Here is a 21308-nt window from a genome sequence, read left to right as displayed (position 1 = left end):
ACGTCCGCAGACAGACCTCAAGCCTTCGTGCCACCCTTGAGGCGCGTATTGCACTCGCTCCAGAATTTCGGCCACTTGGCGTCCTTGGCGAGCTTGCCGCCAGCCTTGGCCTCCTTCCATTCCGCGCTGCATTTGCTCATGCGCTCGCGAGCCGCGAGCTGGGCGGCCGTCGGCTCCTTCTTCGGCTTCATCTCGGCGGCGGCATGGGCGGCTCCTGCCATCGACAGCGCCATTGCGGCAACGAGAACGGAGTTCACAATTCGGTTCATGGTCTGATCCCCTATCGGCGCTTCTTCAGGGCGCTCCGGATATTCAATTGGAATTATGTAACATGGCAAGTGGTATGCAACCTCTGAGGGACTGCCATGATCCCCTTTCCACGGAATTTCATTGCGCATGAGGGTGCGCATCCCGATCTTATGTCTTAACGTCCCGCACGGACGCGTGCATTACGTAAGGAGAGGGAAATCCATGGCGGCTTCCGCGCAGCAACCGATCGATCTCTATTACTGGCCGACTCCGAACGGATGGAAGATCACCATCATGCTCGAGGAATGCGGGCTGCCTTACGCGATCCATCCGGTCAACATCGGCAAGGGCGAACAATTCGAGCCGGAATTTCTGGCGATCTCGCCCAACAACAAGATGCCCGCCATCGTCGATCACGACGGCCCCGACGGGCAGCCGATCTCCGTGTTCGAATCCGGCGCGATCCTGCAATATCTCGGCCGTAAGACGGGCAAGTTCTATCCGCAGGACGAGCGCGGGCGGGTCGAGGTCGATCAATGGCTGTTCTGGCAGATGGGCGGCTTCGGCCCCATGCTCGGCCAGACGCACCATTTCCGCATCTATGCACCGGAACAGGTGCCCTACGCCATCGAGCGCTACACCAACGAGACCAACCGTCTCTACGGCGTGCTGAACAAGCGCCTCGCCGATCGGGAATTCGTGGCGGGCGAGTATTCCATCGCCGACATGGCCATCGCCCCCTGGGCGAAGCTGTGGGAGCGCCAGGGCCAGAACATCGACGATTTTCCGTACGCCAAGCGCTGGCTGGAAACGGTTCTCGCCCGACCCGCGGTCCTGCGCGGCATCAAGGTGAGTTCGGAAGACCGGGAGAAGACCGACCTGACGGACCCGAAGGTTCAGGCGGTGCTGTTCGGCCAGAGGGCGCGGTAGAAACCACTGTCCTATCCAGCCCTTTTCCGGGAACGAACGGGTGAGACCTTTCCGTCATGGCCGGCCTCGTGCCGCCCATCCGCCTTTGTGAAGCGCCTCGCTTTTCGCGACGTCATCCCCGGCGGCCGTAAGGCCGGGAAGGGGATCCACGATCTAGCGCAGAGATATGGATTCCCTTCTCCTCCGCTGACGCTCCGGCCGGGAACGACAATGGCGGCATCTCAATTCGTCTTCGTCCAGTTCTGCGACCGGCAGATCAAGCCGCCGAGGACGCAGCCGGAGAGCTGCAGGGTCGTCGGGCTCATGACCTTGAGCTTGCCCGTATAGGTCTTGCCGTCCTGGGGATTGTAGAGCTGGCCGCTATAGCCGTCCCCCTCCGGTTTGGCGTCCCAGATCATCCGAACGCCCACGATGTTGCGGCCCCTGAGCTTCGGGTCCGCATTGTTCGTATCCTTCTCATAGGTGGAGGACACGATGGTGCCGCAATATTCGGCCCCGCATCGGGCGATCCTCACGCGCGTATCGCCGCTCTGGGTGAGCCAGGTCCCGCTCGGATCGGCCGACTGGGCCTGCGCCGGAACAGAGAGAAGGGCAAGGCCTAAGGCGGCCAGGATCGCGTGTTTCATGGGAAACTCCCTCTATTCCGGCCCTCACCGGACCCATCCGGTTGAAAGATTAGGGGAGGCCATTAAGCTTTCCAAGCGGGCGGGGGCAAAAGGCGCTTGAGACCCAAGGGGTGCGCCGTTATAAGCGCCGCACTTTCCGATTTCATCTCAGAAGCGAGTTCCCATGGCCATCGAGCGCACCTTCTCCATCATCAAGCCCGACGCGACCGAGCGTAACCTCACCGGCGCCGTCAATGCCGTCATCGAGAACGCCGGCCTGCGCATCGTGGCGCAGAAGCGCATCCTCATGAGCCGCCGCGAGGCCGAGACCTTCTACGCGGTCCACAAGGAGCGCCCCTTCTTCGGCGAGCTCGTGGACTTCATGATCTCCGCTCCGGTCGTCGTCCAGGTTCTCGAGGGCGAGGGCGCCGTTCTCCGCTACCGCGAGATCATGGGCGCCACCAACCCGGAGAGCGCCGCCGAGGGCACGATCCGCAAGCTCTACGCCAAGTCCATCGGCGAGAACTCGGTTCACGGCTCCGACAGCCTCGACAACGCCAAGATCGAAATTGCCCAGTTCTTCTCGGGCAACGAGATCGTCGGCTAACACGCCGTTGTCATCCCCGGCGGCCCTGAGGGCCGGGAAGGGGATCACGTCCAAAGGTCGCCTTCCGGCGGCCTTTTCTTTTGGCAGCCCGTTCTCGTGCTTCCCTCTCCAGGCTTGGGGCCGAAGGGGATGGCACCCACCACGTCATGGCCGGCCTCGTGCCGGCCATCCCGCTTCTGTGAAGCGCCGTACCCTTCCGATCGAGATCACCGGCACAAGGGCTGTGATGACGAGGAGGGAGAAGATGCCTTTTCTTTAACCGTCCACTCCATCATGATGCGCCCGCCATGAACCAAGCTCCCCGCATCGAACGCCGCTCATCGGTCTGCCCGCATGATTGCCCCTCCGTCTGCTCCCTCGAAATCGAGGTGATCGAGGGGCGCTCCATCGGGCGCGTGCACGGGGCGAAGAGCAACAGCTACACGGCAGGCGTCATCTGCGCCAAGGTGGCCCGCTACGCGGAGCGCATCCACAATCCGGACCGGCTGCTCCATCCGATGAAGCGCACGGGGCCGAAGGGCTCTGGACAGTTCGAGCGCATCTCCTGGGATGAGGCCCTCGATATCGTGGCCCAAAAGTTCCTGGAGGCGGAGCGGGCGTTCGGGTCGGAATCCGTCTGGCCCTATTACTATGCAGGCACCATGGGCTATGTGATGCGCGACGGCATCAACCGCCTGCGCCACGTGAAGAAGTATTCGGGGCAGTATTCCACCATCTGCACGGCCATGAGCTGGACCGGCTATGTCGCCGGCACCGGCCATCTGCGGGGCGCCGATCCGCGCGAGATGGCGGTCTCCGACTGCATCGTGATCTGGGGCACGAACCCCGTTCATACCCAGGTCAATGTGATGACCCACGCGATGAAGGCCCGCAAGGAGCGCGGCGCCAAGCTCGTCGTGATCGACATCTACCAGAACGCCACCATGAAGCAGGCCGACATGGCGCTTCTGGTGAAGCCCGGTACGGACGGGGCGCTCGCCTGCGCGGTCATGCACGTGCTCTTCCGCGACGGCCTGGCGGATCGGGATTACCTGGAGCGCTACACCGACCATCCCCGTGAACTGGAAGAGCACCTGCGCACCCGCGATCCCGCTTGGGCTTCGGCCATCACGGGGTTGTCGGTGGAGGAGATCGAGGCCTTCGCAAGGCTCGTGGGAACGACGAAGCGCACTTACTTCCGCCTCGGCTTCGGCTTCGCGCGCCAACGCAACGGCGTGGTCAACATGCATGCGGCCCTGTCCATCCCGGCCGTGACCGGCGCCTGGCAATATGAGGGCGGCGGCGCGTTCCATTCGAACAGCGGCATCTTCCACTGGAACAAGGCGCTGATCGAAGGCCACGATGCCATCGATCCCTCGATCCGCATTCTCGACCAGTCGCAGATCGGGCGCGTCCTCACGGGCGACGCGCAGGCGCTCTATAACGGCCCGCCCGTGAAGGCGATGCTGATCCAGAACACCAACCCGGTCTCGGTCGCGCCCGAGCAGGAGCTGGTCAAGCAGGGCTTCGCCCGCGAGGATTTGTTCGTCTGCGTCCACGAGCAGTTCATGACCGAGACGGCCCTCATGGCCGATATCGTCCTGCCCGCGACCATGTTCATGGAGCATGACGATCTCTATTCCGGCGGCGGCCACCAGCATTTCCAGGTCGGCCCCAAGCTCATCGATCCGCCCGGCGAGTGCCGGTCCAACCACGAGGTCTTCCGCGCTCTCGCAGAGCGCCTCGGCGCCGAGCATCGCGGCTTCGCCATGGAGCCGCGCGAGATCATCGACTGGACGCTCAAGAATTCCGGCTGGGGCTCCCTGGAGAACCTGGAATCCCACGTCCATTTCGACGCGCAGCCGCCCTTCGAGGAGGCCCATTTCCTGAAAGGCTTCGGCTATCCGGACGGCAAGTTCCGCTTCCGGCCCGGCTGGGCCACAATCCCGTCCTACAACAACGGCGCCATGGGCCCGTGGGCCGATATGCCCGCCTTCCCGGACCATTGGGGCGTGATCGAGGCGGCCACCGAGGAGCATCCGTTCCGGCTCGCCACGAGCCCGGCCCGCAACTTCCTCAATTCGAGCTTCACCGAGACCCCGACGTCCCTCGACAAGGAGCGGCGGCCCGAGGTGATGATTCACCCGCTCGACGCCGAGCGGCAGGGCATCGCAGATGGTGACTGGGTGAAGCTGAAAAATCATCGCGGCGAGGTTTATCTGCGCGCTAAGCTCTTCGATGGCGTGCGGCGCAGCGTGCTGATCGCCGAGGGCATCTGGCCCAACGCCGCCCATCCCTTCGGACGCGGCATCAACACGCTGACCGGTGGCGACCAAGTGGCGCCATACGGCGGCGCAGCCTTCCACGACAACCGGGTGGCGCTGGAAAAGGCCGATCTCGATCCCGCCCTGGAGCTGCCGATCGCGCGAAAGCGCCATCGCGCCGAGGCGGTTGTGGGATAAAAATAAACAGGGCTCGCAGACGCCCTTCCACGTCATCACCGGCCTTGTGCCGGTGATCTCGATCCGAAAAGCGCCGAGCCTCATTGGATCGGGATGGCCGGGACGAGCCCGGCCATGACGACGAGGGTATCATTCCCGGTAAGGCTCTAGGTCAATTTGGTCACACCTTCTTAAGCCTGTTTGCAGCCTCCCCCTTGAACCCGAACGGTCAAGCCTATTCTTAACCACCGAACGTGATTTCGTCTCTGGGGAGCCATCCATGACTTCGATCATCCGCGCGCTGCTCGTATCGGCAGCAATGTCCGTCGGCGCAACCGCGGCCTATGCCGCCGCCTCCAGCACGCCGACCCGATACGAGCCCGACCCGGCGCTCAAGACGGAAAGCGTGTCCCAGCTTCGCGTCCGCGTCAGCCAGTCCTGCGCGATCACGCAAGCCAGGCTCCAGAGCAGCGTGAGCGAGTCGTCTCTCAACCGCTCCTGCGATTGCTATGCCGGCCGCACGATGCGCTCGCTCAGCGCCGACGAACTTCAGACCTATCGCGACACGGGCGTGTTCAACGAAACCGCCCGCGGGAAGGCGCTGGCTGCCCTCGACGCCTGCAAGCTGCCGCGGCCGCAGATCTAGCAGATCTAAGAGTATTCGCGAGCGTTGGAGAGGGGTCGGTTGCTTTGCCGCTTCCGGCCCAATGCTCTAGATTGGCCGCCATGCTCGCATCTGTCAGCCTCGCCCGCGTCTCGGCTGTTGTACTCACGGCTTTTGTCGTGTGTGCCGTTCCGATGCCGGGAGCTTCGACGCTTCAGGCGCAGGACATGCGTGTCGCCACTGAAGCACAGTTCCGGGATTGGCTCACGCAAACCGTTTGGCCCGATGCACAGAAACAGGGTGTCTCGCGGGAGACGTTCGAGCGGAACCTGTCCGCGATCAGGCTGGACTGGGAGCTGCCGGAACTTCTGCCGCCAGGACGGGTGGCCCCGTCCGACGATCAGCGGCAAGCGGAATTTCAGCGCCCGGGGCGCTATTTCGTCGAGGCTCAACTCGCCTCTTTGGCGAAAGACGGGCGCGACAAGCTGCAGCGATGGGGCTCCGCTCTCGACGATGTCGAACGCCGCTACGGCGTACCGCGGGAGATCGTCGTCGCGATCTGGGGACGGGAGACGCATTTCGGCCGTATCGCGGCGCGGCACGAGGCTCTGCGGGTTCTGGCCACGCAGGCTTTCATGGGGCGCCGACGCGAGCTCTATTATCCGGAGCTTCTAGCCGCTCTGGTGATCCTCGAGGAGGACCATTTCTCCGGTGAGGCTCTGCTGTCGTCCTGGGCTGGCGCCATGGGGCAGCCGCAGCTTCTCCCGTCGAAGTTCCTGCAATACGCGGTCGATGCCGATGCCGACGGGCGGCGGGATGTCTGGAATTCGGTGCCGGACGTTCTGGCCTCCATTGCGAATTATCTTCGCGGGCACGGCTGGAAACCGGATTTGCCCTGGGGCTTGGAGGTAAGCCTGCCGCAGGATGTCTCCTGTACGCTCGAAGGCCCACGCCAGGGTAAGGCCATGCAGGAGTGGATGCGGCTCGGCCTGAAGCCAGTCAGCGGCGCCTCGCCCGAGTGGGGCGGCAATGCCGCCTTTCTGGTGATGCCGGCGGGGCGCTTGGGTCCGGCCTTCCTGGTGTCCGAGAACTTCTACGTCCTCAAGCGGTACAACGAGTCCGATTTGTACGCCCTCTTCATCGGCCATCTCGCCGACCGCATGCGCGGCGCCCGGGCTTTCGTGGGGCAGTGGCAGCCGATCGATACCTTGCGGCGTGGCGGCATCCAGGCCATGCAGGAGCGGTTGAAGAGCCAAGGGTACGATGTCGGAAAGGTCGATGGCCTCGTCGGCTTTGCCACGCGCACGGCCATCGGCCAATGGCAGGGCAAGAACCAACGGAACGAGACCTGCTTCCCTGATGCGGCTCTGGTTCAAGCCATTCTGGTTCAAGCCATCCGTTGAGCCTGCAATCAGAGCCGAGGTCTATCCCGGCGAATGCAGCGCCCCGCTCGCATCCCAGGCGTATGAAAACACCACCCGGCCGTTCTCCAGCCGGGCCGTGCCGTCGCAGATGAGGCGCAGCGCATTCGGATAGAGCCTGTGCTCCTGCACGATCACGCGGGCCGCGAGGCTTTCCTCCATGTCGCCCGGTACCACGGGCACGACAGCCTGGGCGATGATGGGGCCGGCGTCCAGTTCCGGCACCACGAAATGCACGGTGCAGCCGTGGACCAGCACGCCTTCTTCCAGGGCCCGGCGGTGGGTCTGCGTGCCCCGGAACAGGGGTAGGAGGGAGGGGTGGATATTGACCATCCGGCCCGACCAGCGCTCCACGAACCAGTCGGTCAGCACCCGCATGAAGCCGGCAAGGCAGATGAATTCGATGCCGTGCGAAGAGAGGGCCACGTCCATCGCCTGCTCGAAATCTTCCCGGGTGGGATGGGCCTTGTGGTCGATCACGCAGGTGGCGATCCCGGCCTCCTTCGCCCGCTCGAGACCGGCCGCGTCGGGACGGTTCGACAGGACGAGAGCGATCTCGGCCGGAAAATCCCCGGCGCGGGCGGCCTCGATCAGCGAGACCATGTTCGAGCCGCGGCCCGAGATCAGGATGGCGACGCGGCGGCGGGTCATCAGAGCTTCAGGGCCCCCGAGGTCTGGACGCGCTCGCCGTCGGCATGCGCCACGGTCTCACCGATGCGGACCGGGTTCTCGCCCGCCTTCGTCAACCGCTCCATCACGGCCTCGGCCTTGTCGGCGCTTGCCACCACGATCATGCCGATGCCGCAATTGAAGGTGCGCAGCATCTCGGCCTCGGCCACGCCGCCGGTCTTGGCGAGCCAGCCGAAGACGGGTGGGGCGGCAATCGCATCGAGGTCGAGGCGCACGCCGACGCCGTCGGGAAGGACGCGCGGGATGTTGTCCGGGAAACCGCCGCCGGTGATGTGGCAGAGCGCGTTGATGCCGTCGCCGCCCTTGAGCACCTCCAGGAGGGCCTTCACATAGATCCGGGTCGGCTCCAGCAGCGCCTGGGCCAAGGTCTTGCCATCTGCAAAGGGAGCCGGCGCGTCCCAGGCGACGCCGGAATGCTCGACGATCCGGCGCACCAGCGAGAAACCGTTGGAATGGACGCCCGAGGAGGGCAGGCCGATGAGCACGTCGCCGACGCTCACGTCCTTAGGCAGCAGGGTGCCGCGCTCGGCGGCCCCCACGGCGAAGCCCGCGAGGTCGTAATCGCCCTTGGCGTAGAGCCCCGGCATCTCGGCGGTTTCGCCGCCGATCAGCGCGCAGCCCGCCTGAAGGCAGCCTTCCGCGATGCCCTTGACGATATGGACGCCGACCTCGGGGGAGAGCTTTCCGGTGGCGAAATAATCGAGGAAGAACAGGGGCTCGGCGCCTTGGACGATGATGTCGTTCACGCACATGGCCACGAGGTCGATGCCGATGGTGTCGTGGATGCCCGTGTCGATGGCGATCTTCACCTTGGTGCCGACGCCGTCGTTGGCCGCCACCAGGATCGGATCCTTGAAGCCCGCCGCCTTGAGGTCGAACAGCCCGCCGAACCCGCCGATCTCCGCGTCGGCGCCCGATCGGCGGGTGGACCGCACCAGGGGTTTGATCTGGTCGACCATGGCGTTGCCGGCGTCGATATCGACACCCGCCTGGGCATAGGTCAGGCCGTTCGTCTGCTTGTCCGTCGTCATGGCTCACCCCGTGTTGGCTCGGGCAGTAAGGCGAGAGGGACCGGGAGGCAAGGGGAGAGTTCGCATTTTGCGAATGCTGTCCCTCCGCGTCGCTCTAAGCTCGGTTACGTTGTCCTCCCACCAATGTCACCCTCCACGTCATCACCGGCCCTGTGCCGGTGATCTCGATGAATTGAGGCGCGGCGCTTCTCCGTATCGGGATGGCCGGGACAAGCCCGGCCATGACGGGTGAGAGGCCATCTTATCCCCATAGAACCGACCCGACGATTGAACTCCGGTCTCCGACCCGCCATCATCATCCCGATGACCATTCCCAACATCATCACCATCGGCCGCCTCATCCTCGTGCCCATCGTGATCGTCATGATCATGCAGCAGCGATGGGCCACGGCCTTCGCGCTTTTCGTCGTGGCGGGCATTTCCGATGCGGTCGACGGGTTCATCGCCCGCAAATTCGACATGCGGAGCGAGTTCGGGGCCTATATCGATCCCCTGGCCGACAAATCGCTCCTGGTCTCGATCTACGTGACCCTCGCCATCGTGGGGGCAATCCCGGGCTGGCTCGCCATCGTGGTGGTCTCGCGGGACGCCATGATCGTCGCGGCGGTGCTCCTGTCCTGGGTCATGAGCCGCCCGGTCGCGATCAAGCCGCTCATCGTGAGCAAGCTCAACACCGGAGCGCAGCTCGCTTTCGCCGCCTATGCACTCGCGGCCAACGCCTTCGGCGTGGAGCTCGGAGGGCTCGAGGAAATCGTCATGGTGCTGGTGGCGACCTTGACCATAGCCTCCGCCGGTGCCTATCTCGTCGGTTGGCTGCGCCACATGTCCACCTGATGGCCAAAAAGATACAGTATGGGGAACCGATGACGGTCCAACGGCAGATTGGGTTTTGGATAGCGGCGCTGGTCGTCGCGGTCCTGCTGCTGTTCGTCCTGCGCGGCATCCTCCTGCCGTTCGTCGCGGGCTTCGCCCTGGCCTACCTGCTCGATCCCCTGGCCGACCGGCTGCAGAAGGTCGGCATCGGGCGATTGGGCGCGAGCCTTTTGATCCTGGTGCTATTCGTCCTGATCCTGATCATCGCCCTGATGATCCTGGTGCCCTTCGCGGCGCAACAGGTCGGTGCCTTCGTGGAAAGGTTGCCCGGCTATGTGACGCGACTTCAGGAATTGGGGACCGAGCAGCTCGGCCCGCTGATCCGGAAACTCGGGATCGAGGATGCGCTGCCTGCGGCCCCCCCTTCCGTGGGCAACCTCATCAGCCAGGGCATCGCCTGGCTCACGGCCTTCATGCAGGGGCTCTGGTCCGGCGGGCAGGCCCTGATCGGCATCTTCTCCCTGCTGGTGGTGACGCCGGTCGTGGCCTTCTACATGCTGGTCGATTGGGACCGCATGGTCAGGACGGTGGATTCCTGGATGCCCATGCGGCACCGGGACACGATCCGCGCCATCGCCCGCGATATCGACCGGGCCATTGCCGGGTTCGTCCGCGGACAGGCCCTCGTCTGCCTCATCCTCGGGACGTTCTACGCGGTGAGCCTCGCGATCGTCGGATTGAATTTCGGCGCCCTGATCGGCATGACGGCCGGCATCCTGAGCTTCATCCCCTATGTGGGCTCGCTTACGGGCCTCATTCTCTCGGTCGGCGTCGCCATCGTGCAGTTCTGGCCGGACTGGGCCATGATCGCCGCGACCCTCGGCATCTTCATCTTCGGCCAGTTCGTCGAGGGCAACATCCTGTCGCCGAAGCTGGTGGGTGAGTCCGTTGGCCTGCACCCGGTCTGGCTCATGTTCGCCCTCGTGGCCTTCGGTGCCCTGTTCGGTTTCGTCGGGCTGCTGCTCGCGGTGCCGCTCGCCGCCGCCATGGGCGTCATCGCGCGCTTCGCCCTGCGGCAATATCTGGCAAGCCCCCTCTATCGCGGCACGGAGCCGGCGATCCTGAAACCCAGGATCGAGCCCGAGAAGGTCGATCTCGATGCGTGAGATGCCCAAGCAGCTCGCCTTCGACCTGCCCCTCGATCCCCGTTTCGGAGCCGAGGATTTCCTCGTCAGCCCGTCGAACGAGAAGGCTTACGGCCTCATCGAGAGCTGGCCCGACTGGCCGGACACGATCCTGCTTCTCGTCGGCCCGCGCGGCAGCGGCAAGAGCCATCTGGCCTCCATCTGGGCGACGAACGCCCGTGCCTGGACCATCGACGCCTCCGGGATCACCCAGGACAAGGTTCCGCATCTCGTCTCCAACGGCGCGCTCGCCATCGAGGACATGGACCGGGGCGAGCGGGATGAGGCGGCCCTGTTCCATCTCCTGAACCTCGCACGGGAGAGGAAGGCTTCGCTCCTGATCACCTGCGAGACGCCGCCCGACTGCTGGTCCCTGCGCACGCCCGACCTGCTGTCGCGCCTGCGCCTCGCGCCCAGCGTGTCGCTGGAAGCGCCCGACGATGCGCTGCTGAAGGCCGTCCTGGTGAAGCTCTTCGTCGACAGGCAACTCGTGGTCGACACCTCCGTTGTCGACTATATTGCCCTTCGGATCGAGCGGTCGTTGGCGAAGGCCTCCGAGTTCGTGGCGCTCCTCGACCGGGAGGCCCTGAGCCGAGGGCGCCGCGTGTCCCGGGCCATCGCGGCGGAGATTCTCGGGGCCGCACAGGAAACGGATGAGAGCGAGTGAAGTCTGACACCAACGCCGCATTGGCGAACCGTCGTGAAACCGTCACGAAGCCCAGAGCAAAACGGTCGCCGAAGAAGGAAACGGCGGAGACCGAAGTGCGCAGCGCGATTGCCCTGAAAGAAGTGGAGACCGTCAGCGAAGCTCCCTTGCCGAAGGCTCCGCCGGACATCGAGCTCGACGGGGCGGTGCTGCGGCAATTCCCCCAGCGGTTCATCAATCGCGAACTGTCCTGGCTGGAGTTCAACCGCCGGGTCCTTGAGGAAGCATCGAACCGCAACCATCCGCTCCTGGAGCAGTTGCGCTTCCTGTCGATCTCCGCCGACAATCTCGACGAGTTCTTCATGGTCCGCGTGGCGGGCCTGATCGGGCAGGTGCGCTCCGGCGTCGCCACCGCGTCTCAGGACGGGCTCACGCCGCAGGAGCAGCTGGCGAAGATTTCCGTCGCCGTCTCCAACCTCGCCTCCGACCAGCAGCGGCGCTGGCGCGAGCTGCGGGACGCGCTGCTGGAGGAGGGCATCGTCCTTACCGAAGGGGCGGGACTGACGAAGGCGGAGGCCTCCTGGCTGGAGGATTACTTCCTCAACCACGTCTTTCCGGTGCTGACGCCGCTCGCCATCGATCCGGCGCATCCCTTCCCGTTCATTCCCAATCTCGGCTCGTCGATTGCCCTCAAGCTGGTGCGCCAGAGCGACGGCAAGGTGCTGAACGCGCTGATCCGCCTGCCCTCGCGGGCGGAACGCTTCATCCGCCTCCCGGATTTCGCCGAGACGGGCGCCACGCGCTTCATCGCGCTGGAGCAGATGATCGTGCTCTACACGAGCCGCCTGTTCCCCGGCTACGCGGTGCAGGGGCAGGGCGCGTTTCGGGTGATCCGCGATTCCGATATCGAAGTGGAGGAAGAGGCCGAGGATCTCGTGCGCCTGTTCGAGACGGCGCTCAAGCAGCGCCGGCGCGGCAGCGTGATCCGCCTGGAGGTCGAGGCGGCCATGCCCGAGGACCTGCGCCTCTTCGTGGCTGAGGAGATGGAAGTGTCCAACGACGAGGTCTTCGTCGTCGAAGGCATGATGGGCCTGCGCGACCTGTCGCAGCTCGTCGCCCTCGAACGGCCCGACCTCAAGTTCAAGCCCTACAATCCACGTTTCCCCGAGCGCATCCGCGAGCATAGCGGCGATTGCTTCGCGGCGATCCGCGAGAAGGACATCATCGTCCATCACCCCTACGAATCCTTCGACGCGGTGGTGCAGTTCCTGCGCCAGGCCGCGCGCGATCCCAACGTGGTGGCGATCAAGCAGACGCTCTATCGCACCTCGTCGGATTCTCCCATCGTGGCGGCGCTCGCAGAGGCAGCCGAGGCGGGCAAATCCGTCACCGCCCTCGTGGAGCTGAAGGCGCGCTTCGACGAGGAGGCCAATATCCGCTGGGCCCGCGACCTGGAGCGCGCCGGCGCCCAGGTGGTGTTCGGCTTCATCGAGCTGAAGACGCACGCGAAGCTGTCCATGGTCGTGCGCCGCGAAGGCAGCCAGCTCATCACCTATTGCCATGTGGGCACGGGCAATTACCACCCGATCACCGCGCGCATCTATACCGACCTGTCCTATTTCACTGCCGATCCTGTGATCGGGCGGGACGTGTCGCGCATCTTCAACTTCGTGACCGGCTACGCGGAGCCCGCCGAACTGGAGCGCATGGCGGTGTCGCCGCTCACCTTGAGAAAGCGCCTGCTCCAGCACATCGAGGAGGAGGTCGCCCATGCCAAGGCGGGGCGGCCAGGGGCGATCTGGGGCAAATGCAATTCGCTCGTCGATGCCGACATCATCGACGCGCTCTACGACGCGAGCGCCGCGGGCGTGCAGGTCGATCTGATCGTACGCGGCATCTGCTGCCTCAGGCCGGGGATCAAGGGCCTGTCCGAGAACATCCGGGTCAAGTCGATCGTCGGGCGCTTCCTGGAGCACACCCGCATCTATGCCTTCGGCAACGGACAGGCGCTGCCGAACCCGAAAGCCCATGTCTACATCTCGTCCGCCGATCTCATGACCCGCAACCTCGACCGCCGCGTCGAGGCCCTGATGCCGATCCTCAACCCGACCGTGCATCAGCAGGTGCTCGACCAGATCATGCTCGCCAACCTCCTCGACAACGAGCAGAGCTGGACCGTGCTCCCAGACGGCTCGAGCCAGCGGGTGGTGCCGGCCAAGGGCGAGGAACCATTCAACGCCCACAAGTATTTCATGACAAATCCGAGTCTGTCGGGCCGTGGCAAATCCCTCAAAACCTCAAGCCCCAAGGCGCTCGCCAAGCGCGGGCAGCGCTGACATGCAGGCCGTAAGCCAGGAGGCTCAGGGACGGCTCAAGATCGGCCGTCCCGTGGCCATCATCGACATCGGGTCGAACTCCGTGCGCCTCGTGGCCTATGAGGGCCTCTCCCGCGCGGTCACGCCCATCTACAACGAAAAGGTTCTCTGCGGCCTCGGGCGCCATGTGGCGACCACGGGCCGCCTGGACGACGAGGCCGTGGACCGGGCCCTGCGGGCGCTCGCTAGGTTCCGCGTTCTCTGCGACACGATGCATGTGTCCGAGGTTTTCGTGCTGGCGACCGCCGCGGCCCGCGACGCTTCCAACGGCCCCGCCTTCCTGGAGGCGGCCGCCGAGGCCTGCGGCCAGCCGATCAGCCTGCTCTCCGGCGCCGAGGAGGCGCGGGCCTCCGCGCTCGGCGTCATCGCGGGCTTCCACGAGCCGGACGGCATGGTCGGCGACATGGGCGGCGGCAGCCTGGAACTGGTCGACGTGCTGGGCTCCCGGGTCGGGCAGGGGATCACCATGCCGCTCGGCGGCCTCGCCCTGCAGGACGTCAGCGGCGGTTCGCTGAAGCGGGCCCAGCGGATCGTGCGCGAAGCGCTGGAGCGGGCCCCGGAATACCTGGAGGACCTGCACGGCCGCACCTTCTACGCGGTCGGCGGCACGTGGCGCGCCCTGGCGCGGCTGCATCAGGCCGCGCGGGATTATCCGCTCCACGTGATGCACGGCTACATGATCGACCCGGACGACGGGCTCGACTTCCTGCACCTCGTCGAGGAGGCCGATTCCAAGACCCTGAAGGACATCGAGAGCGTCTCCGAGGCCCGCCGCCCGCTGCTCGCCTACGGGGCCATCGTGCTCGAGGAAATCATCCGCCTCGGCGAGCCGAAGGAGGTCGCCATCTCGGCCTTCGGCGTGCGCGAGGGCGTCCTGTTCGACCGGCTCGATCCCGAGGCGCGCGAGCGCGACCCGCTGCTCGCGGCCGCGAGCGACCTCAACCTCCTGCGCTCCCGCTCGCCCCGCCACGGGGTCGAGCTGTGCCAGTGGACGGAGGCCTTCATCCGGAGCCTGGGCCTTCCGGAGACGGATGACGACACCCGCCTGCGCCGGGCGGCCTGCCTCCTGGCCGATATCGGCTGGCGGGCGCATCCCGACTACCGGGGCGAGCAGAGCCTCAACCTGATCGCCTATGGGGCCTTCGCCGGGCTCGATCATCCCGGACGGGCCTATTTGGCCCTGTCGATCTTCTTCCGGCACGAGGGGCTTTCCCCCGACAAGGTCAGCTCGCGGATCAGGTCTCTGGCCGGGCCGCGGCTCCTGGAGAGGGCTCGGCTGCTCGCGGCCCTGATGCGCATCGCCTATCCGGTCTCGGTCGCCATGGAAGGGATCCTGCCCCAGGCTCCGCTGACCGCCCGCGGCAGCCAGATCGTGCTGAGTTTGCCGGCCGGCCTGGAACCGCTCGCCAACGAGCGCCTCATGGGCCGTCTTCGTGGCCTGGGCAAGCTTCTCAACATGGATCCCGTCGTCGAAATCCACTAGAACGCCATCATCGGTCGCGGGCGAAGCTGATCGACTTTGGCAGCGTGCGTGATTAAGGCTTTACAGAGCAAGGGACTTCAATACTTTCTCTTCCCGATTGGGAAGGAAGCTTAGCCTTTGGGGACAACCATGGAATTGATCGACCTCACAGCCGTTCGCAATGCCGAGCGGTCCAGCGAGCCCTACGACTACGTTCTCGCCTCGAACCTCCTGAAGCAGGACAAGATCGATGAACTGCGGCGGGACTTTCCCGATATCAACAAGCCCGGCTACCTGACAGTCGACGAGGTCCAGCTTCACGGCCGCTTCAAGAAGCTCATCGAGGAGCTGGAAGGCCCCGAGTTGACCGAGGAGCTGTCCAAGAAGTTCGGCCTGGACCTGCACCAATATCCGCGCCTGACGACCATCATGAAGAAGTCTCAGCCCAAATACGGGTCCATCCACACGGACGGCCCGTCCAAGGTCATGACCATGCTGGTCTACATGAACGACGAGTGGCAGCAGGACGAGGGCGGCCGCCTGCGCGTCCTCTACGACGACAAGAACTACGACAAGTTCAAGCTGGAAGTGCCGCCCGTCATGGGCACCATGTTCGCCTTCCTGCGCTCCGACAATTCCTGGCACGGCCATCTGCCCTTCTCCGGCGAGCGCCGGGTGGTCCAGATCGCCTGGGTGAAGAGCCAGGCCGACGTAGACCGCAAGAAGAAGCACAACAAGCTGGCCCAGGTCTTCAAGGGCATTTTCGGGCGGTAGGCGTCCAAGCATCCTGGCGAATGTCGAATGATCGATGGCCGGGCTTACGCTCGGCTATCTGCTTTTTGGGGGAGCTATGGGGTCGGAAATCAGGACCGCGGCAACGCGCATCGTCTACGAGAACCGCTGGATGCGGGTGCGGGAGGATGCCATCGTCCGTCAGGATGGATCGCCCGGCATCTATGGCGTCGTCGAAAAGGCGGACTTCGCGATCATCGCCCCGGTCGCTGACGGCATGATCCATCTGGTGGAGCAGTATCGCTATCCGGTACAGGCTCGCTATTGGGAACTGCCCCAGGGCTCCTGGGAAGATGCGCCCGACACCGACCCAATGGACCTGGCCCGCGCCGAGCTGCTCGAGGAGACCGGACTGATGGCTGAGTCCATGCGCCATGTGGGTCATCTGTTCGAATGTTACGGATATTCGAACCAGGGCTTCCACATTTACCTCGCGCAGGGGCTCCGGCAGGGCGAGACCCGCCGCGAGCACACCGAGCAGGATATGATCAGCCGTGCCTTTCCGGTCGACGAGGTACTGGCGATGATCGCGGAAGGCATTGTCAAGGACGCAGCGACGGTGGCGACGCTGGGGCTGCTGCGGCTGAAGGGGCTGATCTGACCGATCAGGCTTGAGCGATCGCCCTGAGCTTCACCCGTCCGCGCTCCAGCACCAGCCCGAGCTCGCCGTTCTTTAGCGCCAGCGCCTTCTCGCCGAACAGCTTGTGGCGCCAGCCGTGCAGGGACGGCACGTCGGCCTCATCGCTGTCGGCGATGGCTTCCAGCTCCTCGACGGTGGCGATGATCTTGGGCGCGACGCCCTCCTGCTCGGACACCGCCTTGAGCAGGACCTTCAGCAGGTCCACGACGGAGCCGGTGTTGGAGCGGCCGCGGCTGCGCTCGGGTACGGGGATCGTCGCCATGTCGCGGGCCAGCGCCCGCTCCACCGCGTCGAGGATCTCGCCTCCGGTGCGGGAGCGCTCGAAGCCGTTGGGGATGGTGCGCAGGCGTCCGAGGGCCTCCACGCTGCGCGGGGCCGAGGTGGCGATGTCGATCACCGCGTCGTCCTTGAGGATGCGCCCACGGGGCACGTCCCGTCCTTGAGCCTCGCGCTCGCGCCAGGCGGAAACCTCCATGAGCACGGCGATCTCGCGCGGCTTGCGCAACCGGCCGGCGAGGCGGCGCCAAGCATTGCCGGGATCGGCCTGGTAGGTCTCGGGCGAGGTGAGAATCGACATCTCCTCGGCGAGCCATTCCAGGCGGCCGTTCGTCTGCAGCTGCGCCATCAGCGCCTCGTAGACCTTCACCAGATGGGTCACGTCCGAGAGGGCGTAGGTGAGCTGCGCGTCCGTCAGCGGCCGGCGCGACCAGTCGGTGAAGCGGGAGGACTTGTCGATCTTGGCCTTTGCGAGGTCGTTGGCGAGCTGCTCGTAGGAAACCGAGTCCCCGTAGCCGCACACCATGGCGGCGACTTGAGTGTCGAAGAGGGGTGCGGGCACGATGCCGCCGAGGTTCCAGACGATCTCCAGGTCCTGACGGGCCGAATGGAAGACCTTCACCACGTTCGGGTCCGACATCAGCGCCATGAAGGGATCGAGGCTGATGCCCTCGGCCAGGGGATCGATGAGGAAGGCGTCCGCGGGGTCGGGGCCCGCCATCTGGATCAGGCAGAGCTTCGGGTAATAGGTGGTCTCGCGCAGGAACTCCGTGTCGACAGTCACGAACGGATGCTGGCTGAGACGGTTGCAGGCGGCGGCCAGGGCGTCGGTGGAGGTGATCAGGTCCATGGAGCGTTCATAACCTATCGGGAACCGGCTCGCGAGTCCGCCGTCGCAGGATCCACCGTTTGTCGGAGGATAAGGTAAAGCCTCGCGCGGATGGAAAGGAAGACGTCCGGGCAGGAGGGGCGGTCAGGCGCCGGCCTGGCCTCGGGCGAGGTGCTTGGCAAGGTGCTTGCGTCGTGCCTTCGCCTGCCGCTCGGCGCGCTTCATGAGCCAGTCGAGGATGTTGTGCTCGACCGCGAGCCCGGTCTCCGCGTCCTCCAAACGCTGGATCCGGTCGACCCGGAAGCCGCGATAGCCGTCATCGGACAGGATGTCGATCCCGCCCAGCAGCATCTTGCCCGGCCCCACCTTCAGCTCGCGCGCGAGCACCCAGCGCCGGCTCGGATTGCCGGCCTGGTCCACGTAGTCGAGCTCCAGCGCGCCCTCCAGCGGATAGACGTGCCAATTGCCCTCGATCCGCTCCTCGACGGGGGCGTTTCGGGCCGGTCTCAACATGGATGTCGCAAGGGTGCTAACCATAAGCAGAATATGGTAATTCACCCTTTGTTCCACAAGGATTGCGACACTGCCAGGACCAGAAAAATCGTAGAAAAATAAGGAAAAGACGGCGCCTGCCGACCGCCGCTTCAGCCAACAGGCCCGCTGCGCCATGAGTTGCGGGAGCTCTGCCGGAATACGGGGCTCCCTCCATGCGTGGAGCCTCCTCTCCGGCCTGACCACAAGGTCATGCTCAAGGTCTGCCTCCACGGCGTTCCGGGACGGAGCCTCGCAAAAGCATGGCCATCGTGCCGATCGGTTTTGCGCATCGACGATGCGCTCTCATCATTCTCGGGGGGCGAGTCGACGGTCGGGTCCGATGCTCTAAGGCTCTTGAGGCAGGCCTCCGGCATCCCCGCCCAGCAACCGGATCATGGCTGCAATCAGAAGGATCACAGTCAGAAGTCCGCTTGCGATGACAACGAACCGGAACAGGTACTCGACGAAATCCTCAGGCGTCAGCTTCATGCATTCCTCTTCCAGGACCATTCTAGAGAGAGGGCCGACAACCGGCGTTAACTTTTGTTGGACCGAGAGCTGTTTCCCCTTGCGTGGAATCATCTCCCTTCTTTGCTCTGCGGCATTTTTCGACTTGGACGGAGCAGGATCGTTCTCGGCTGGTCCGTAGGGCAAGATCTCACCGCGAGGCAAGGGCCGTTGAGGACAGGAGGGAGACAAGACCCTCTGAGATGTGCTCCGGCGCACGCGAGGACGGGGTACCCCCGGCGAGACGGTTGTGGGGATGCCGGTAATAGGACACCATTCCCGTCACGTCCATAACAGGTGATGCCATGCAGACCCTTTTCATTGCCTCCCTTTATCTCAGCGTAACCCTGACAACCTTCGTGCTGATCATCAGCCTGACCAATCTTGCGGGCCCTATCATTGGCTTGACGGTCCATTGAACTGTTCCCGGCCCTTCGGGTCGGGTTCCGCTGCGCGTCCCCGGAATGACAGCCTTACCACGTCATCACCGGCCTTGTGCCGGTGATCCCGCTTCTGTCGAGCGCGGCGCTTTTCAGCACCGTCATGGCCGGCACGAGGCCGGCCATGACGGTGGAGGGTGTCACACGACGAAGAAGTCGAGGTTGGTGAGCTTGAGGTTCTTGGCAAGGGTGGCGAACTGGATCGCCTCCTTGGCGCCGGTGCCGTCGGCATCGTAGGAGAGCGCGCCGGTCTTCTTGTTGTAGATCACGTGATCGTCCCGGTCGTGCGCCTTCGTGCCGATGTAGAACTCGCCCTTCTTGAGCACGCCCTTCTTGCTGATCTTCGAGAACACGCTCTTCTTCAGGTGGATCGTGTCGTCGGCCACCGCGAAGTCGCTGATCCTGTCCAGGTTCTGCTTCTTGTTCAGCTTGTTCGTCTTCGACAGCTTGGCATCGAACACGAAGATGTCCTGACCTGCCCCGCCATCGAGCATGTCATTGCCCAGGCCGCCGGAGAGCTTGTCGTTGCCGTTGTTGCCGTAAAGCCGGTCCTTGCCGGCAAGGCCGACGAGCACGTCGTTGTTGCCGCGCCCCGCGAGCGTGTCCGCACCGGCGGTGCCGGTCAGCGTAAGCGGCGCGTCGGTCAGCGTGCCAGGATCGCCAGGAGTTCCAGGGGTACCGGGCGTATCGTTGATATCGATGACCGTTAGGGTGATCTCCTGCGTGGTGACGCCGCCATAAGCGTCCTTGGCTTCCACGGTGACGCTGTAGCTGGTCTTTGTCTCGTAATCGAGCGGCTTGAGCAGTACGAGAGCGCCTTGGTCCAGCTTGAACGTGCCAGTGGGGTCACTTAGCGTGTAGGTGATCGCATCGCCCTCGGCATCATGCGCCGACAGCATGGCCAACGGCGTGTTGACGAGGAGGTTTTCTGCAAAGGCGGTCCGCGACAGAACCACGCTGTCCGGCTTCGTGTTGTAGAGCGTTACCGTCTGATTGTCGCCTGCAAACCTGAGAAACCGTATGTTCCTGAGCGTATCCGAGTCGTCCCGTCCAGCTTGAGTATCGTGGACTATGCGGACCCCATTAGCATCGGGATCACTCACATCATACTCCGTGCGGGAGCCAGCGAAGACAACGGTATTGCTGCCGCTACCCCCATCGAGAGTATCGTCACCTTTCCCGCCGATGAGTGTATCGTTGCCGCCGTTACCTGACAGCAGGTTGGACTGGTCACTGCCTGTGAAGTGATCGTTGCCGTCACCGCCCTCAAGTGCTTCGATGCCGATCAGAGTGTCAAAACCATAGCCACGGGTATCCTGGGGCCCCGATGCTATGAGGCTGACTATGGCATCTGCGGTTCCCAAGTAGCGAGCCGTGTCGAAGCCGTCGACTTCCTGAGTGCCACCGTCGAGCACGTCGTCACCGGCTCCACCCTCAAGTGTGTCGTTGCCATCACCGCTGGTGAGCCTGTTCGCCAACCCGTTACCAATGAGCACATCATTGCCCGCATCGCTTGTCACGTTCTCGATGTTGAGAAGTTTATCCAAGCCTGCGCCGGTATTCTGATCTCCTGTAATGTTGAGATCGACGATGATCGCATTGTTTCCCGTGAAGACAACTGTGTCGATGCCGCCACCACCATCAATGGTGTCGTTGCCAGCCCCGCCTTGGAAAACCTCGCTTCCCTCTCCGCCATAGGCCGTATCGTTGCCGCCACCGAGATCGATAAGTCCCGTGGACGTGCCTCCCCCGCGTGCATCGTAAAGGTCGAAGCCAACGCCGAACAGGACCGCGTAGGTGCCGCCCACCAGACTTCCTGAATTGATAACTTTGGAGTTATTGCCATCAACCTTGACGGCTGTTTGACCTTTGATGGTGCCTGTGTTGGTGATCGTCGACAACCCAGGTGCATTGATGCCAATTTCGCTTGCTTCAATCAGGTTTGAATTCGTTACATTTAATCTAACGCCATAAATTCCGATTTTGCCTTTAATGGTTCCAGCGTTATTGATTAATCTATCAGTGGCACCAATCGACAAGTTGTGATCATCATAGAAAATGGTTGTCGCATTTGATTCAACCACTCCACTGACGCCTATGTCTAAGTGCCCGTTTGAGAATTGCTACGGGTGAGCGATGCGGCGGAGCATGAGGCTGCTCATGGCCACTCCGATCATGGCGTCCGAGACGTCGCAGCGCTCCTCATAGTCGCGCACCAGCCGGCGCCAGCGCATCATCCAACCGAACGTTCTT

Annotated in this window: 21 protein-coding genes and 1 pseudogene; 12 read left to right on the top strand and 10 right to left on the bottom strand. The window is 64.1% G+C overall.

Features of this window, described 5'->3' with window-relative positions:
- Window positions 1-17: 17 nt before the first annotated feature.
- A complete protein-coding gene (locus tag AB4097_RS09365) occupies window positions 18-269 on the bottom strand; it encodes a hypothetical protein (RefSeq protein WP_442038756.1) in 252 nt (83 codons plus the stop codon).
- Window positions 270-471: 202 nt separating this feature from the next.
- Between AB4097_RS09365 and AB4097_RS09360 the strand changes: the two genes are divergently transcribed.
- Window positions 472-1179: a glutathione S-transferase N-terminal domain-containing protein gene (locus tag AB4097_RS09360; protein ID WP_442038754.1), complete on the top strand. Its 708-nt coding sequence runs from the start codon at window positions 472-474 to the stop codon at window positions 1177-1179.
- Window positions 1180-1400: 221 nt separating this feature from the next.
- Here the strand turns inward: AB4097_RS09360 and AB4097_RS09355 are convergent, their stop codons facing one another.
- Complete coding sequence (locus AB4097_RS09355; protein ID WP_442038752.1) at window positions 1401-1805, bottom strand: DUF2147 domain-containing protein; 405 nt, start codon at window positions 1803-1805, stop codon at window positions 1401-1403.
- A gap of 163 nt (window positions 1806-1968) precedes the next feature.
- Here AB4097_RS09355 and ndk point away from each other — a divergent pair, with 163 nt between their 5' ends.
- The 4 genes from ndk to AB4097_RS09335 all read left to right on the top strand — a co-directional run bounded on the left by ndk (window position 1969) and on the right by AB4097_RS09335 (window position 6818).
- Entirely contained in the window at window positions 1969-2391 is a 423-nt protein-coding gene (ndk, locus tag AB4097_RS09350; protein WP_009764527.1) for a nucleoside-diphosphate kinase, read from the top strand.
- 287 nt (window positions 2392-2678) lie between these two features.
- Window positions 2679-4832 carry a molybdopterin-containing oxidoreductase family protein gene (locus AB4097_RS09345; protein ID WP_442038750.1) on the top strand — a complete coding sequence of 718 codons (2154 nt, stop codon included), beginning with the start codon at window positions 2679-2681 and terminating at the stop codon, window positions 4830-4832.
- A 259-nt stretch (window positions 4833-5091) separates the two neighbouring features.
- A complete protein-coding gene (locus tag AB4097_RS09340) occupies window positions 5092-5457 on the top strand; it encodes a hypothetical protein (RefSeq protein ID WP_442038748.1) in 366 nt (121 codons plus the stop codon).
- Between the two features lie 80 nt (window positions 5458-5537).
- Window positions 5538-6818 (top strand): lytic murein transglycosylase, encoded by a 1281-nt coding sequence (locus tag AB4097_RS09335; protein ID WP_442038746.1) that lies wholly within the window; start codon window positions 5538-5540, stop codon window positions 6816-6818.
- A 21-nt stretch (window positions 6819-6839) separates the two neighbouring features.
- On the opposite strand, the gene purN is transcribed toward AB4097_RS09335, so the two are convergent.
- Window positions 6840-7487 (bottom strand): phosphoribosylglycinamide formyltransferase, encoded by a 648-nt coding sequence (gene purN, locus AB4097_RS09330; protein WP_442038744.1) that lies wholly within the window; start codon window positions 7485-7487, stop codon window positions 6840-6842.
- Complete coding sequence (gene purM / locus AB4097_RS09325) at window positions 7487-8557, bottom strand: phosphoribosylformylglycinamidine cyclo-ligase (protein WP_442038742.1); 1071 nt, start codon at window positions 8555-8557, stop codon at window positions 7487-7489. Before purM ends, purN begins: the two co-directional genes overlap by 1 nt.
- Window positions 8558-8860: 303 nt before the next feature.
- Between purM and AB4097_RS09320 the strand changes: the two genes are divergently transcribed.
- The 7 genes from AB4097_RS09320 to AB4097_RS09290 all read left to right on the top strand — a co-directional run bounded on the left by AB4097_RS09320 (window position 8861) and on the right by AB4097_RS09290 (window position 16430).
- Window positions 8861-9391 carry a CDP-alcohol phosphatidyltransferase family protein gene (locus tag AB4097_RS09320; RefSeq protein ID WP_442038740.1) on the top strand — a complete coding sequence of 177 codons (531 nt, stop codon included), beginning with the start codon at window positions 8861-8863 and terminating at the stop codon, window positions 9389-9391.
- A 29-nt stretch (window positions 9392-9420) separates the two neighbouring features.
- Window positions 9421-10536 carry an AI-2E family transporter gene (locus AB4097_RS09315; RefSeq protein ID WP_442038738.1) on the top strand — a complete coding sequence of 372 codons (1116 nt, stop codon included), beginning with the start codon at window positions 9421-9423 and terminating at the stop codon, window positions 10534-10536.
- Window positions 10529-11221: a hypothetical protein gene (locus AB4097_RS09310; protein ID WP_442038736.1), complete on the top strand. Its 693-nt coding sequence runs from the start codon at window positions 10529-10531 to the stop codon at window positions 11219-11221. The genes AB4097_RS09315 and AB4097_RS09310 overlap by 8 nt, the downstream gene beginning before the upstream one ends.
- Window positions 11218-13536 (top strand): RNA degradosome polyphosphate kinase, encoded by a 2319-nt coding sequence (locus AB4097_RS09305; protein WP_442038734.1) that lies wholly within the window; start codon window positions 11218-11220, stop codon window positions 13534-13536. The genes AB4097_RS09310 and AB4097_RS09305 overlap by 4 nt, the downstream gene beginning before the upstream one ends.
- 1 nt (window position 13537) lies before the next feature.
- Window positions 13538-15058 carry an exopolyphosphatase gene (ppx, locus tag AB4097_RS09300; RefSeq protein WP_442038732.1) on the top strand — a complete coding sequence of 507 codons (1521 nt, stop codon included), beginning with the start codon at window positions 13538-13540 and terminating at the stop codon, window positions 15056-15058.
- Window positions 15059-15187: 129 nt separating this feature from the next.
- Window positions 15188-15811, top strand: coding sequence for a 2OG-Fe(II) oxygenase (locus tag AB4097_RS09295; protein WP_442038730.1), 624 nt, complete (start codon window positions 15188-15190; stop codon window positions 15809-15811).
- 34 nt (window positions 15812-15845) lie between these two features.
- On the top strand, window positions 15846-16430 hold the full coding sequence (locus AB4097_RS09290) for an NUDIX domain-containing protein (protein WP_442038728.1): 585 nt from the start codon (window positions 15846-15848) through the stop codon (window positions 16428-16430).
- Between the two features lie 4 nt (window positions 16431-16434).
- Here the strand turns inward: AB4097_RS09290 and rnd are convergent, their stop codons facing one another.
- From rnd to AB4097_RS09260, 6 genes and pseudogenes are all read right to left on the bottom strand, one after another.
- Window positions 16435-17595 carry a ribonuclease D gene (gene rnd / locus AB4097_RS09285; RefSeq protein ID WP_442038726.1) on the bottom strand — a complete coding sequence of 387 codons (1161 nt, stop codon included), beginning with the start codon at window positions 17593-17595 and terminating at the stop codon, window positions 16435-16437.
- Between the two features lie 123 nt (window positions 17596-17718).
- The gene (locus AB4097_RS09280) at window positions 17719-18087 is read right to left on the bottom strand and encodes a hypothetical protein (protein ID WP_442038724.1); all 369 of its coding nucleotides are present in this window, start codon (window positions 18085-18087) and stop codon (window positions 17719-17721) included.
- A gap of 366 nt (window positions 18088-18453) precedes the next feature.
- Complete coding sequence (locus tag AB4097_RS09275; protein WP_442038722.1) at window positions 18454-18597, bottom strand: hypothetical protein; 144 nt, start codon at window positions 18595-18597, stop codon at window positions 18454-18456.
- A 169-nt stretch (window positions 18598-18766) separates the two neighbouring features.
- Window positions 18767-18922 carry a hypothetical protein gene (locus AB4097_RS09270; RefSeq protein WP_442038720.1) on the bottom strand — a complete coding sequence of 52 codons (156 nt, stop codon included), beginning with the start codon at window positions 18920-18922 and terminating at the stop codon, window positions 18767-18769.
- A gap of 273 nt (window positions 18923-19195) precedes the next feature.
- Window positions 19196-21094: a cadherin domain-containing protein gene (locus tag AB4097_RS09265; RefSeq protein WP_442038718.1), complete on the bottom strand. Its 1899-nt coding sequence runs from the start codon at window positions 21092-21094 to the stop codon at window positions 19196-19198.
- Window positions 21095-21178: 84 nt separating this feature from the next.
- Window positions 21179-21308 (bottom strand): annotated as a pseudogene (locus AB4097_RS09260) (IS5-like element ISRso1 family transposase); the annotation flags it as partial.

Origin of the sequence: Microvirga sp. 2MCAF35 (assembly GCF_052115545.1) — a bacterium.
GTDB lineage: Bacteria > Pseudomonadota > Alphaproteobacteria > Rhizobiales > Beijerinckiaceae > Microvirga.
Note: the sequence above shows the minus strand (reverse complement) of the source record. Positions and strands in the feature narration are given on the sequence as shown.

Bases quoted from the DNA above. Each gene is read 5' to 3' on its own strand.
- AB4097_RS09365 (WP_442038756.1), bottom strand. From the start codon at position 269: ATGAACCGAATTGTGAACTCCGTTCTCGTTGCCGCAATGGCGCTGTCG.
- AB4097_RS09360 (WP_442038754.1), top strand. From the start codon at position 472: ATGGCGGCTTCCGCGCAGCAACCGATCGATCTCTATTACTGGCCGACT.
- AB4097_RS09355 (WP_442038752.1), bottom strand. From the start codon at position 1,805: ATGAAACACGCGATCCTGGCCGCCTTAGGCCTTGCCCTTCTCTCTGTT.
- ndk (WP_009764527.1), top strand. From the start codon at position 1,969: ATGGCCATCGAGCGCACCTTCTCCATCATCAAGCCCGACGCGACCGAG.
- AB4097_RS09345 (WP_442038750.1), top strand. From the start codon at position 2,679: ATGAACCAAGCTCCCCGCATCGAACGCCGCTCATCGGTCTGCCCGCAT.
- AB4097_RS09340 (WP_442038748.1), top strand. From the start codon at position 5,092: ATGACTTCGATCATCCGCGCGCTGCTCGTATCGGCAGCAATGTCCGTC.
- AB4097_RS09335 (WP_442038746.1), top strand. From the start codon at position 5,538: ATGCTCGCATCTGTCAGCCTCGCCCGCGTCTCGGCTGTTGTACTCACG.
- purN (WP_442038744.1), bottom strand. From the start codon at position 7,487: ATGACCCGCCGCCGCGTCGCCATCCTGATCTCGGGCCGCGGCTCGAAC.
- purM (WP_442038742.1), bottom strand. From the start codon at position 8,557: ATGACGACGGACAAGCAGACGAACGGCCTGACCTATGCCCAGGCGGGT.
- AB4097_RS09320 (WP_442038740.1), top strand. From the start codon at position 8,861: ATGACCATTCCCAACATCATCACCATCGGCCGCCTCATCCTCGTGCCC.
- AB4097_RS09315 (WP_442038738.1), top strand. From the start codon at position 9,421: ATGACGGTCCAACGGCAGATTGGGTTTTGGATAGCGGCGCTGGTCGTC.
- AB4097_RS09310 (WP_442038736.1), top strand. From the start codon at position 10,529: ATGCGTGAGATGCCCAAGCAGCTCGCCTTCGACCTGCCCCTCGATCCC.
- ppx (WP_442038732.1), top strand. From the start codon at position 13,538: ATGCAGGCCGTAAGCCAGGAGGCTCAGGGACGGCTCAAGATCGGCCGT.
- AB4097_RS09295 (WP_442038730.1), top strand. From the start codon at position 15,188: ATGGAATTGATCGACCTCACAGCCGTTCGCAATGCCGAGCGGTCCAGC.
- AB4097_RS09290 (WP_442038728.1), top strand. From the start codon at position 15,846: ATGGCCGGGCTTACGCTCGGCTATCTGCTTTTTGGGGGAGCTATGGGG.
- rnd (WP_442038726.1), bottom strand. From the start codon at position 17,595: ATGGACCTGATCACCTCCACCGACGCCCTGGCCGCCGCCTGCAACCGT.
- AB4097_RS09280 (WP_442038724.1), bottom strand. From the start codon at position 18,087: ATGTTGAGACCGGCCCGAAACGCCCCCGTCGAGGAGCGGATCGAGGGC.
- AB4097_RS09275 (WP_442038722.1), bottom strand. From the start codon at position 18,597: ATGAAGCTGACGCCTGAGGATTTCGTCGAGTACCTGTTCCGGTTCGTT.
- AB4097_RS09270 (WP_442038720.1), bottom strand. From the start codon at position 18,922: ATGGCATCACCTGTTATGGACGTGACGGGAATGGTGTCCTATTACCGG.